The following is a 12,203-nucleotide window of genomic DNA, read 5'->3' as shown; positions in this document are numbered from 1 at the left end:
GATTCCAGTTGAAATTCTGTTCATAGCAGACCATGTCTGGCTTCATGATGAACATGAAATTTCCCCTGTTCCGGCCTCTGGCTGGTGTCTTTGTCGCCTCGCTTTTACTCGCCCCGCTGGCTGCCTGCAACCCGGGTTCGTCAGATGGTCAGACAGCGCAAAATGCCGAACCGCCGCTTGCAGGTGCCAAGATCGGCGGCAGCTTTACGCTGACCAATCAGGACGGCGGCCAGACGTCCGACACGGATTTCGCTGGTCAGTACCGGCTCATGTATTTCGGCTATAGCTACTGCCCCGACGTATGCCCCGTGGATCTCCAGAAACTGATGCAGGGACTGGCGCTGGCCGAAAAACAGGATCCCGGGATCACCACCAAGGTCCAGCCGCTGTTCATCACGGTTGATCCCGAGCGTGATCAGCCGGAACAACTGAAGCAATATGTATCGGCCTTCCACCCGCGCCTCATCGGGCTCACCGGAACGACCGACGAAATCGCTGAAGTCGCGGGAAAATATCTGATTATTTATGACAAGCGGGATGATGCCGGGACAACCGAATATCTGGTCGATCACAGCCGTCAGGCCTATTTGTTCGGCAAGAATGGCGAGCCCGTCGCCCTGCTCCCCTATGATGGCACGCCGCAGGAAATTGCCGACGAGATCAAGCGGTGGACGACGTAAAACACTCCGGCAATTTTTGGGATCAGCCACTTGAAACGCTGGATCGCGCGCAGTGGGAAGCGCTGTGCGACGGTTGCGGAAAATGCTGTCTGATCAAGGCCGAAGATGAGGATGACGGCAAGATCTACATGACAAATATTGCCTGCAAACTGCTCGACATCGAACAGGCCCGGTGCAGCGACTATCGCCGGCGACGTTTTTATGTCCCCGATTGCGTACGGCTGACCCGGACGAAGCTGGACCAGTTTGACTGGTTGCCTGAATCCTGCTCGTACCGGATGCGCGCCAGAAACGAACCCCTGCCAGACTGGCATTATCTGGTGTCCGGCAGCAGGGAGACAATTCATGCAGCAGGGCAATCCATTCGTGGCAAGGTGGTAACGGAGGTGGAAGCTGGGCCGATTGAACAGCATATTATCCAGGAATAAGCCGCAGCCGGCACCTGTGGAAGAGTATGAGATGGCGCTGAATGGCCGTTTCTACCCGGTGCGGATCAACCGGTCGAATCGGGCCCGCTCGGTGATTGTGTCGGCAGACACCGTCAGGGAGGAGGTGCGGCTGACGGTGCCTCGGCACAGCAGCATGGCTTTCGCCATCCGGTTCGCCCAGTCGAAAACAGACTGGCTGGCCGAACGATTTGCCGAAGCACCGCCGGTGGTGCCAATTGTCAGCGGTGCCGAGATCGCCCTGTTCGGGGAATCCCGTAAAATTTGCTGGTCCCGGGACTTTGCCCGAAAACCGGAAGTGGTCGGAAACGAGATTCGGGTTGGGGGCCCCGAAGACCGCCTGGCGGATCGTATTGTCACCTGGTTGCGGGAACTGGCGCGGGAAGTGTGTGCAGAGGATCTGGCCGAATATTGTGCGCGCGCTTCGCTACCCGTGCCCCGGCTATCCATCGGAGATGCGCGCAGGCGGTGGGGCAGCTGTTCGGGGCGCAAATCGATTCGTCTGAGCTGGCGGCTGGTGATGGCGCCGGAAATGGTGCGCCGCTCCGTCGTGGCCCATGAAGTTGCGCATTTGCAGCACATGAATCACGGACCGGATTTTTACCGGCTCCTTGACCGGATCTTCGAAGGCGATCGCAAAAATGCCGATTCCTGGCTCAAACGCCATGGCGGCAACCTGCACCTGATCGGTGCCTGAAAATTCGTCTTATTCTTCTGACCGGGAAGGCAGAACGCCCGCTTCCGGCTCATCACGGTCGTCAGGTGCGGGGGCGGGTGTGTCCTCTTCCGGTTCCTCACCCCGGCCGAGCACTGAATCTATCCAGTCCTGATCGAGCTGTTCCGGTGCATCTGGCGGACCATCGGCGGCCTGACCACCTTCCATGTCATATTCCAGACCGCGTCCGGTTTCGATCGGCATGCCATTTTCATCGACATAAAGCCCGTCTTCCGGTGCACCGAAAAGCTCCTCTTCATCCGGTTCCAGCTGCCATTCGGGGAGCATCAGTTCGGTATCGAATTTCTCGACCTTGCGGCTCGCGACGGCGGTTTTCATGAAGGACGCAAAGGCGGCAGCCGGCGCCCGCCCGCCTTGCAGCCCGCGGACCGGCCGGGCATCATCGCGTCCCATCCAGACTCCGGTGGTCAGCCCGCTGGAAAAGCCAAGGAACCAGCCGTCCTTGTTGCTGCTGGTCGTGCCCGTCTTGCCGGCAACCGGGCGGCCGATATTGGCAGCGCGGCCAGTCCCGGCCTGGACGGCGGTCTGCATCAGGTCGGTGATGCCCGCCGCAACCCAGGGGTCAACGAGGACCCGGCTGCCGTCAAATTTGCTCTGATAAAGAAGATCACCGTCCATGGTGGTCACTTTGGTGATTCCGAACGGGGTGATCGCGATCCCCTTGGCGCCGATCGAGGCAAAGGCGCGCGTCATGTCGAGCAAGCGGACGTCCGAGGTTCCCAGGACCATTGACGGATTGACGTCAATCGGCGTGTTGATTCCGAACCGCCGGGCCATGTTGGCCACGGAAGATGTCCCGATATCATTACCGATCGCCGCTGCGACCGTGTTCTTGGAATAGGCGAATGCAGTCCGCAGGCTGATGTCTCCGGCATAGCGGTCACCGCTGTTCCGGGGCGCCCAGTTCCCGATCTGGATCGGCTGGTCGGTGACTATGTCATTGGGCGTATAGCCCGCTTCCAGCGCGGCCATGTAGACAAAGACTTTCCAGGCCGACCCGGGCTGGCGCTGGGCCTGGGTGGCGCGATTGTAATTGGAAGTGACATAGTCCGTTCCGCCCACCATGGCGCGGACGGCTCCGTCCCGGTCAATCGCGACCAGTGCGCCCTGCGCTCCGGCTGGCGCCCCCGACTGGATCGCAGCAGTGGCGGCGCGCTGCATCCCGAGATCGAGTGTTGTCCAGACTTCGATCGGCTCGACTGTCTCGTCGATCAGCAAATCGAGTTGTGGCAGCGCCCAGTCGGTAAAATAGCGGACACTATTCTGCCGGGGTTCGGGTGCCATATCGACTTCTGCCGGCTTCGTACCCGCTGCCTGGCTTGCGGTAATCGCACCGGCATCCTGCATGACTTCGAGGACAACCGTGGCCCGGCCGATCGCCGCCTTGGCATCGGCGGTAGGTGAATAGCGGGACGGAGCCTTGACGAGACCAGCAATAATCGCCGCTTCGCCGAGGCTCAGATCCTTGGCGCTATGCGCGAAAAATCGCCGGGACGCCGCATCAATTCCATAGGCGCCGCCGCCATAATAGACCTTGTTGAGATAGAGCTCGAGGATCTGCTCCTTGGTAAATTTGCGTTCCATCGCCAGCGCGAGAAGCATTTCCCGGCCCTTCCGCGCGAAAGTCCGGCTATTGTTCAGGAAAATGTTGCGGGCGAGCTGCTGGGTGATGGTTGATCCACCCTGAACCCAGCGCCCACGCTGATAGCGGACATAGACCGAGCGTGCGATACCGATCGGATCGACGCCGAGATGACTTTCGTAGCGGCGATCCTCGACAGCAATCATCGCGTCTTTCATGACCTGGGGAATTTCGTCATATTCCAGCCATTGCCCATAGCTTGGGCCCATGGAAAACAGTTCTTTGCCGCTGACATCGAGGACCCGGATCATCTGGCCGTTCGGCGAGGATTTCAGGTCTTCATAGCCCGGCAGCGAGGAGCGCGCGACATAGACGGCAATGACCAGCGCCATGACTGCGAGCAGCGTGACAAAGGCTCCGGCCTTGAACAGCCGGAAGAACCATTTGCGGACTGGTCCTGCCTTTTTTCCTGATTTTTTGCCCCGCGCCATAATGTCCCACTCACTCTACGCTCTTTGTCGGCGTTTTAAGCGTGTTATCGCCTTACTGCAGGCTGAACGGTAATGAAATGGGCAAACTGCCAAATACTCATTCGGTCTCGGGCTGAAATCCCATGGCTGCGCTGTTCATGCAGTAGCGCAGTCCGTTGGGGCCCGGCCCGTCCGGAAAAACATGGCCCAGATGTCCGTCACAGGTGCTGCAACGGACTTCAATACGCCGCATTCCGTGGCTGAGATCTTCGACTTCGGTGACCGCATCGGTTTCGGACGGCTCGGTGAAGCTGGGCCAGCCGCAACCGCTTTCAAATTTCGCTGTGGAATCAAACAGTTTTGTTCCGCATCCGGCGCAGACAAATTCGCCATCCCGCTTTTCGGCATTCAGTTCGCCGGTAAAGGCGCGTTCGGTTCCCGCCTGTCGCAGCACATGATATTGTTCGGGAGACAGCCGCTGCCGCCATTCTTCGTCGCTCAACACTATTTTTTCCATGTCCCCAAACTGGGGAAGGCGGCCGATGTCGTCAAGGGGCAGCCATCCGCATTGGTCTGAACGAAAGCAAGCGGTCCGAAATCCCGGCGCAACAGTTTGTTAACCAGATTTTCAGGCCTTTGCGCCATTTTGTCGCTGTGGTGGACCAGATTTTGAAACCCCGACCGATCTTTCGGTTGCTGGCAGTTATTGCCGTGCTTCAGCCCGGCATGCTGTCCGAGGCTGCTGTGGCGCAATGCCGATTGTGCGCGACCCAGCCCGGAAATCCGTCATCGGGCAGCAATCCGGCAGAGCGGGAAACACCGCTGCGCATTGAAATCACGGCCAATCTCGATTTCTCCCGTCTGGCGGTGCTCAACCGGAGCGGTGGGGAGATCCATCTCGATCCGCAATCCCGACAACGGAGAATAAGCGGCGGATTGCGCGACCTGGGCGGGCTTTCGCTGCACGGCGAAGGACGTCTGACCGGCGATCCCGGTCGGCAGGTCCGGGTGCAGCTTCCCGAACGGATCACGCTCAGCGCGCCCAATGGAACCACCGCCGAACTGGTCAGGCTCGACACCGATCTGCCCGCACAACCCCGCCTCGACCGGGAGGGCCGACTCACCTTTGCCTTTGGCGGGCGACTGCGGGTCAACGGCAATGCCAGCGGACAGTTTCGCGGGCGTATCGCGATCACCGCCGAATATGAATGATGCTATTGCCCGGCGCGGGTTCTAGCGCAATTTTGCTGCCTTGCGGGTGATCGTCAGTAATTCTTCCTGCACCAGCACGCTTTCCGGCTGACCGCTGCTTTTCAGGGCAATTTCGAGCGCCAGGATACGCTCGATCAGCCGCGCCACGTGCGCCGAAGACCAGATATTGAGTTGCCGGGCAAAATTGTCGCGGTCTTTCCAGAAGATGGCGGGACTGTTGACCAGCCGGGCGACGGCGTTTCCCTGATCCACCTTGCTGCGCAAATCGGCCAATTTGGTCAGATGGCGCAGCATCAGCCGGATCAGCCCGACTTCGCTGAAACCGGCTGGTGCGACAGCGGCCAGTTCGCGGGTGAGCGTCCGGGCATCTCCATTGAGCGCCGCGTTGATCAACAGGCCGAGATCTTCTTCGTCATTTTCGGCACCCAGCACGGCGAGTATCGCGGCATCGGTTTCCTGTGGCTGGTCGGGCGACGCATCGAGATAGAGCGCGATTTTTTCGATCTCCAGTCGCGCCAAAACCAGGTCATTGCTGGTCAGTGCGGCGATGGCGGTAGCGGTATCGGATGAGATCCGGACGCCTTCTTCGCGCGCCATCTGGGTGATCGCGGCAACCGCATCGCGCTGCGATGTCTCGTAACAGGTGGCGATCAGCGCATCCGGAGCCGCAGCGATTTTTTTGGCCAGCGCCGTCTTGTCCGCCATGCCTGGTGCCACAATGAAAACCGGGTCTCCGGACATGTCCGAGGCCAGCAGGTTTTCGATGGCTGCAGTCGCCCGGACGGCTTCACCGCTGTTCAAACGCACCATGATGAATCGCTTGTCCCCGAATAGCGAAGCCGAGCTGGCCTCGTCGCTGAGCCTGGCGGGGCTTTCGGTGAGATCGGCGATGGTGAGGTCAATTCGTTCAGCGCTGGCAGAAAGCGGGCTCACAATCTGGTCGACCAGTGCCTGACAGCGTGTGGCATTGGGGCCGCACAGGAGCGTCAGGCGCCAGGCATCGGGTTGAGACTGAAACTTGCGGACAATTTCGCCGTCCTTGACCTTCATGCCGTCGCGATCCGCATGCCGGTCATGATCCGTCCTGTTCGAGTGCGAACAGGGACAGTCGCTTGACGATCTGGTCTGCTACGCGCGTCGTCAGGTTTTCCAGTGCCGTGTCCTCGGCCGCCACGGTCGCAAATTCGGATGACACGACGTCAATACCGGCGTCCGATCCTGCGGTCGCATCAATGACCACAGCGCTATCCGACAGCCGGACCAGCTGATAGCGCGCCCGCAATGTCCGGCGTTCGCGGGTGATCCGGTCATTGCTGCGCACGCCGAAGCCGGCAATCTTGTCATCCAGCTCGATAACCAGGCGATATTTGGTCTCGGAGCCCTGAAAAGTCCCCAGCTGATCATTGAGCGCATTGCGCATCAGCCACCCGGCCTTGCCGGCAATCGGCTCGACCTGCACATTGCCCAACTGGCTGGCGACCACGCCATTGGTGCCGCCGGAATAAAGCGGCTGAAGGCCGCAGGAGGCGAGCAGAAAACTGCTGCCGGCCAGCACAAGCAGGCGGGAGAGCGCTTCCCTCATATAACGATATTGACCAGTCGGTCGGGCACCACGATGACCTTTCGAATTTCCGCACCGTCAACTGTACGCTGGACTTTCTCGGACGCAAGCGCAAGTTGCTCAAGCGTTTCCCGGTCGCTGCCTTTTGCGGCCACCAATGTGTCCCGTAACTTGCCCCGCACCTGGACCGCAATCGTTACCTCATCCTCGACCAGCAGGCTTTCATCCACCTCCGGCCAGGGTGCGTTGGCGATCAGGTCCTCATGCTCGAACAGGGCCCAGGCCTCTTCCGCGAGATGCGGGACCATCGGGGCCGCGATCCGGGCCAGAGTGCGGATCGCTTCGTTGCGATCCTGTGAATCCGCTGATTTCTCGATCTGGTTGACCAGCTCAAAGATCTTGGCCACGGCTTTGTTGAAGGACAGATTCTCGATATCCTCGGCGACGCCGGCAATGGTCTGGTGCAGCTTGCGTTGCAGGTCCTTGTCGGCTTCGTCCGGCGCCTGATCATTGTTCGCCGCAGCAATGAACAGTCGCCACAGGCGCTGCACAAAACGCCAGCTGCCCTCAATACCGGCTTCGGACCAGGGCAGGTCGCGTTCGGGAGGGCTATCGGACAGCATGAAGAAGCGCACCGCGTCAGCGCCATATTGGTCGACAATCTCGTCCGGATCGACGACATTTTTCTTTGTTTTGGACATTTTGATGACGCGGCCAATCTCGACCGGCTGACCATCGGCAATCAAGATCGCGCTGTCTCCATCACGCTTTACCTCGACTGGATTGTAGAAAGTATCGCCCTTCCCCTTTCCTCGCGAACGCGAATAGGTTTCGTGGGTCACCATGCCCTGGGTGAACAGACAGGCAAAAGGCTCGGCCACATCAACCTTGCCCAGCGATTTGAGGGCGCGAGTCCAGAAGCGGGCATAAAGCAGATGCAGGATCGCATGTTCGATCCCGCCAATATATTGCGCAACCGGCAGCCATTTGGCGAGCACGTCCTTGTCAAAGGGCTGATCCTCCGGCTGGCTGGCAAAACGCAGGAAATACCAACTGGAATTGATGAACGTATCGAGCGTATCGGTTTCACGCAGCGCCTGGGCACCACATTTGGGACAATCGACATGCTTCCAGCTGGCGTGTCGCTCGAGCGGATTGCCGGGCTTGTCAAAACTGACATCCTCGGGGAGCTCAACCGGCAACTGGTCCTTCGGAACCGGCACCGCGCCGCAGCTTTCGCAATGAATGATCGGGATCGGTGTCCCCCAGTAACGTTGCCGGGAAACCCCCCAGTCGCGCAGGCGATAAACGGTCGATCCCGTGCCCCAGCCTTCGGTCTCCGCCCGGTCAATCACCGCCTGTTTGGCGGCCTCGACTTCCATGCCGTCGAGGAATCGCGAATTGATGATCTGACCCGGGCCGGTATAGGCTTCGTCCGCAATCGGGCTATCATCCTGACCAGATTCGGCAACGACCCGAGTGACGGGCAGCGCATATTTGCGGGCAAAATCGAGATCCCGCTGGTCATGTGCCGGCACACCGAACACTGCACCCGATCCATAGTCCATCAGCACAAAATTGGCGACAAAGACCGGCAGTTTCCACTCAGGGTCCAGCGGATGGGTGACGGTCAGACCGGTATCATATCCCTTCTTCTCCTGGGTCTCGATATCGGCGGCGGCAGTACCGGTCTTGCGGCAGTCATCGGCAAATTCCGCCAGCGCCTTGTCATTTTCGGCCAATGCCAGGGCCAGCGGATGGTCTGCGGCGATGGCACAGAAACTGGCGCCGAAAATCGTGTCAGGACGGGTTGAGAAGACTTCGATATCGCCAAATTCACCAACCGGCTGATCCAGCTGGAACCGGAATGTCAGGCCTTGCGACCGGCCGATCCAGTTTTCCTGCATCATGCGGACCTTTTCCGGCCAGCCGTCCAGTCCGTCCAGTCCTTCGATCAGTTCGTCGGCAAAATCCGTGATCTTCAGGAACCATTGCGACAGTTTGCGTTTTTCGACCTCGGCACCGCTGCGCCAGCCCTTGCCGTCAATCACCTGCTCGTTTGCGAGCACGGTCATGTCGACCGGGTCCCAGTTGACGGCGCTTTCCTTGCGATACACCAGTCCGCCCTCAAACATGTCGAGGAACAGGGCCTGTTCGTGCCCATAATATTCCGCATCACAGGTGGCGAATTCCCGTGACCAGTCGAGTGCAAAGCCGAGCCGCTTGAGCTGTGCCTTCATCGCGTCGATATTGGCATGGGTCCATCCGGAGGGGTGCACGCCCTTTTCGATGGCGGCATTTTCCGCCGGCATGCCAAAGGCGTCCCATCCCATCGGATGCAACACTTCATGCCCGGTCATCCGCCGGAAGCGGGCGAGAACATCGCCCATGGTGTAATTGCGGACATGTCCGATATGGATCCGGCCCGATGGATAGGGAAACATTTCCAGCACGTAACTGCGTGGCCGGCTGCTGTTGTCGTCGGCTTCAAATACGCGGGTTTCGGCCCATCGCTTCTGCCAGCGGCTGTCGGCCGATAAAGGATTGAATCGCTGATCGGTCATAGTCGTCCTGTCTGGAAATTCTGGCGGTCAGGCTATCTGCCCCGGTTCCGCTGGTCCCGTCAGTTGGTAATGGCACCGCGGCGCAGGTCACGCGCCTTGGTCAGGATGATCTGCTCCAGTTTCTGGGTGGTGGCTGCCTGGACCGGCGCATCAACCCAGGCGTTGCCGCTGCGCACTTGCCGCGATGCCGCAACCCGGAGCGCATCCGCGCGCAGATCCTGGTCAAGAATCGACACGTTGAGCTTCATCCGCTCGGATGGGTTTTGCGGATTCACATACCAGTCGGTCAAAATCACGCCGCCATTGCTGTCGGTCTGGGTCAGCGGCATGAACGACAGGCTGTCCAGCGTCGCACGCCACAAATAGCTGTTTACGCCGATTGTTGTGACCTGCGAAGCTGCGAGATCGGCCTCGGGCCGGTCGTTGCTGGCGCATGCCGAAAGGAGGGTCACTGCCATCAGGCCGGAAAGTGCCGGACGCAGGGTGCGGACGGATACGGATAGACGGGACATGCAAACACTCCTCAATATTCCTGAATTGCCCGGTGAATTGCGATTTCGCAACGGAAGTCCGGAACAACTTCTGATACTCTGCGCCCTCTATAATTGCTTTGCCGCAAGGGGCAAGCAGAAGCGCAACAAATCGCTCTTGTCGAAAAGGCCGTGAACGGCAGTTGAATGGCTCCATGCGGCAAAGCCTGCCGATGATCAGCTGATGTTCAGCTTTGGCCATCTAAACACCAGCCAAGGAGTAATTGTGTTCAAAAGCGTATCCCATGTGCAACATATTGGGACAAAGTGGAAAAAATCGGACGAAACCAGTCCGTTGACTCGTGTCATCGGCAATATTTTGCTATGGATAGAGTCGAACAAGGGGATTATGGCGTCATCATGACCAAAAAAGCCAGTCATATGGGATGGTTAGCAGCGGGACTCGCTGTGTCCGGTCTCGCCATGACTCCGGCGATTGCGCGTGTGATTGCTGACAATAGCGAAGGCGTTTCGCTGAGATCCCTCGGCTCGATTGGTTCATTCACAACGGCCGGTGCTGATCCCAAGCTTGCGGCACAGTTCAAGCTGAAAGCGCTCAAGGGCAACACGAAATTCAAATTTACACCGGCCGGCGCGGCAAAGGCGCGTGACCGTGCAGTCACGGTTGTCGTCAGGCAGCCGGAAACGGCAGAAGCCGTTTCCATTCGAGAAAACCTCACCAGTGCGCAACCTGGTGCCGGTCTTCTCGCTTCCACCAAGATCACACCGACATCCTACAGCCTCGGCTCTGCCAAAGGCCTGAAGAGCTTCGCTATCCCGGTGAAAAAGCTGGGTGACAATCTGCCCGATCTTTCGGAAATCGGCATTGGCGATCCAACAGAAGACAAGGGCAAGAATGGCAAGCGCAGCCGGTTCAGTCCGCGCATGTCGCTGGATGCCAACACACCGGTTGATGCCGCACCGCGCGCGCTGAGTGCGAGTGAAAAAGACTATTCGCTGGACGTTGGCGGCAGTTATTCGCTGACACGCAACCTCGCAGTGACTGCTGGTGTCCGCTATAATGAACGCGACCGCATGGCACCCCTGACAGACAGCCGGCAGGACAGCCAGGCCGTCTATGTTGGAACCCAGTTCCGCTTCTGATCGGCAATCCGGTCGCTATTTAACGCATCAACGAATCAATTGCCGCCCATCCGTGCGCGCCAACGTGGCGCATGTGCCGGAATCTGGCCGCCGACATTCCTCCGAGGAGGATGACCGGACCGTTACAGAGAGCGGCGAGTTTTCGGGTTTGCACGTTTGGCAGACCGGCCGCTGCAGGATGGGAGCGTGTCGGGAAAACCGGAGACAGAAAGAACAGATCTGCCTGGTTCCGCTTGGCGTCGGTGATTTCCTGGCGGTTATGGACAGGCGCACTCTGGATCAGATCGCTGTTTCTGGCGGATAGCCATTGGCGCCCGTGAATCCCGTCTGCGCCCCAGCGCCGCGCGCGCCCGGCCCGGTCCGCCAGCAGCAGCAAATGCCGTTTCTTTCTGGCCAGCCGGCGAATGGTCATGAACCGTTCCCGCCGCGCGTTGTTGCCCAGATGATAGTGGCGGAATATGATCCCTGACCCAGCAGGCAGCCTGAAGATGACGGATTCCAGGCATTGATCATTGCGGGCATCGGTCATCAGCCAGGTTCGCGGCAAGGATTCGGACGACAGGATTGACGGTGTCGGGGGGTGGCGCATTCCCGCCTCCTGCCATATAGCCCGGCCACAACCAACCGGGAAAAATGATGGCAGAAACTGACAAAAGAGATTCCGCGCTCGACGACATTACCACGCATATTGCCAAGGCAGCGGCGATCGCAGAACGATCGGCATCGGATATCGAACTTGTGGCCATTTCCAAGACTCGCAGCGCATCTGAAATCCGGGTCTTGCTGGAGCGGGGGCACCGTGTTTTCGGAGAAAACCGAGTCCAGGAAGCGGCAGCCAAATGGCCGGAACTGCGCGCCGACTATCCGGATGTCTCCCTGCATCTTGTCGGTCAGCTGCAATCCAACAAGGCTGATGATGCCGTGGCACTTTTTGATGTGATCCATTCTCTCGATCGCATGTCCCTCGTCCGGGCGCTCGGGAAGGCGATGCAAAAACAGGATCGGGACATTCCCTGCTTCGTGCAGGTGAACATTGGCGAAGAATCACAAAAAGGTGGATGTGCAATTGCCGAGACCGGTGACCTGATTGCCGCCGCGCGCGATGCCGGAATACCGATTTGCGGATTGATGTGTGTCCCCCCGTCCGGCGTCAATGCGGCACCCTATTTCGCATTATTGGCGAAACTGGCGGCGGACCATGAGCTGTCCGGCCTCAGCATGGGCATGTCGGGGGACTTCGAAACCGCGATCAAACTGGGCGCCACCCACATCCGGGTTGGCACCGCTCTGTTTGGCCCCCGCGACGCCACAGCCTGAA

Annotated in this window: 13 protein-coding genes; 6 read left to right on the top strand and 7 right to left on the bottom strand. The window is 59.3% G+C overall.

Features of this window, described 5'->3' with window-relative positions:
- Positions 1 to 53 precede the first annotated feature (53 nt).
- Genes BUQ90_RS03035 through BUQ90_RS03025 form a run of 3 tightly spaced genes read left to right on the top strand, consistent with a single transcriptional unit; the run spans position 54 to position 1,823 of the window.
- Positions 54 to 680 (top strand): SCO family protein, encoded by a 627-nt coding sequence (locus BUQ90_RS03035; RefSeq protein ID WP_239447382.1) that lies wholly within the window; start codon positions 54 to 56, stop codon positions 678 to 680.
- On the top strand, positions 668 to 1,108 hold the full coding sequence (locus tag BUQ90_RS03030) for a YcgN family cysteine cluster protein (protein WP_074203657.1): 441 nt from the start codon (positions 668 to 670) through the stop codon (positions 1,106 to 1,108). The genes BUQ90_RS03035 and BUQ90_RS03030 overlap by 13 nt, the downstream gene beginning before the upstream one ends.
- A gap of 31 nt (positions 1,109 to 1,139) precedes the next feature.
- Positions 1,140 to 1,823, top strand: a complete 684-nt coding sequence (locus tag BUQ90_RS03025) for a M48 family metallopeptidase (protein ID WP_084192447.1) — start codon at positions 1,140 to 1,142, stop codon at positions 1,821 to 1,823.
- Between the two features lie 9 nt (positions 1,824 to 1,832).
- Here the strand turns inward: BUQ90_RS03025 and BUQ90_RS03020 are convergent, their stop codons facing one another.
- Positions 1,833 to 3,935 (bottom strand): transglycosylase domain-containing protein, encoded by a 2,103-nt coding sequence (locus tag BUQ90_RS03020; RefSeq protein ID WP_074203655.1) that lies wholly within the window; start codon positions 3,933 to 3,935, stop codon positions 1,833 to 1,835.
- Positions 3,936 to 4,032: 97 nt separating this feature from the next.
- Positions 4,033 to 4,431, bottom strand: coding sequence for a peptide-methionine (R)-S-oxide reductase MsrB (gene msrB / locus BUQ90_RS03015; RefSeq protein WP_074203654.1), 399 nt, complete (start codon positions 4,429 to 4,431; stop codon positions 4,033 to 4,035).
- A gap of 152 nt (positions 4,432 to 4,583) precedes the next feature.
- On the opposite strand from msrB, the gene BUQ90_RS03010 reads away from it, so the two are divergent.
- On the top strand, positions 4,584 to 5,126 hold the full coding sequence (locus tag BUQ90_RS03010; protein ID WP_159437014.1) for a DUF4402 domain-containing protein: 543 nt from the start codon (positions 4,584 to 4,586) through the stop codon (positions 5,124 to 5,126).
- Positions 5,127 to 5,147: 21 nt separating this feature from the next.
- On the opposite strand, the gene holA is transcribed toward BUQ90_RS03010, so the two are convergent.
- From holA to BUQ90_RS02990, 4 genes are read right to left on the bottom strand one after another with little or no spacing between them, the layout of a single operon-like run.
- Positions 5,148 to 6,176: a DNA polymerase III subunit delta gene (gene holA / locus BUQ90_RS03005; protein ID WP_074203653.1), complete on the bottom strand. Its 1,029-nt coding sequence runs from the start codon at positions 6,174 to 6,176 to the stop codon at positions 5,148 to 5,150.
- 22 nt (positions 6,177 to 6,198) lie between these two features.
- Complete coding sequence (lptE, locus tag BUQ90_RS03000) at positions 6,199 to 6,708, bottom strand: LPS assembly lipoprotein LptE (RefSeq protein WP_074203652.1); 510 nt, start codon at positions 6,706 to 6,708, stop codon at positions 6,199 to 6,201.
- A complete protein-coding gene (gene leuS / locus BUQ90_RS02995; protein ID WP_074203651.1) occupies positions 6,705 to 9,251 on the bottom strand; it encodes a leucine--tRNA ligase in 2,547 nt (848 codons plus the stop codon). Before leuS ends, lptE begins: the two co-directional genes overlap by 4 nt.
- 59 nt (positions 9,252 to 9,310) lie before the next feature.
- Positions 9,311 to 9,763, bottom strand: coding sequence for a DUF3576 domain-containing protein (locus BUQ90_RS02990; protein ID WP_074203650.1), 453 nt, complete (start codon positions 9,761 to 9,763; stop codon positions 9,311 to 9,313).
- Between the two features lie 342 nt (positions 9,764 to 10,105).
- Between BUQ90_RS02990 and BUQ90_RS02985 the strand changes: the two genes are divergently transcribed.
- On the top strand, positions 10,106 to 10,885 hold the full coding sequence (locus tag BUQ90_RS02985; protein ID WP_084192445.1) for a hypothetical protein: 780 nt from the start codon (positions 10,106 to 10,108) through the stop codon (positions 10,883 to 10,885).
- Between the two features lie 19 nt (positions 10,886 to 10,904).
- Here the strand turns inward: BUQ90_RS02985 and BUQ90_RS02980 are convergent, their stop codons facing one another.
- Positions 10,905 to 11,474 carry a thiamine phosphate synthase gene (locus tag BUQ90_RS02980; RefSeq protein ID WP_074203649.1) on the bottom strand — a complete coding sequence of 190 codons (570 nt, stop codon included), beginning with the start codon at positions 11,472 to 11,474 and terminating at the stop codon, positions 10,905 to 10,907.
- Between the two features lie 44 nt (positions 11,475 to 11,518).
- Here BUQ90_RS02980 and BUQ90_RS02975 point away from each other — a divergent pair, with 44 nt between their 5' ends.
- On the top strand, positions 11,519 to 12,202 hold the full coding sequence (locus BUQ90_RS02975; protein ID WP_074203648.1) for a YggS family pyridoxal phosphate-dependent enzyme: 684 nt from the start codon (positions 11,519 to 11,521) through the stop codon (positions 12,200 to 12,202).
- The last annotated feature ends 1 nt before the right edge of the window (position 12,203 follow it).

It is taken from the genome of Parasphingorhabdus marina DSM 22363 (assembly GCF_900128895.1).
GTDB classification, from domain to species: domain Bacteria; phylum Pseudomonadota; class Alphaproteobacteria; order Sphingomonadales; family Sphingomonadaceae; genus Parasphingorhabdus; species Parasphingorhabdus marina.
Note: the sequence above shows the minus strand (reverse complement) of the source record. Positions and strands in the feature narration are given on the sequence as shown.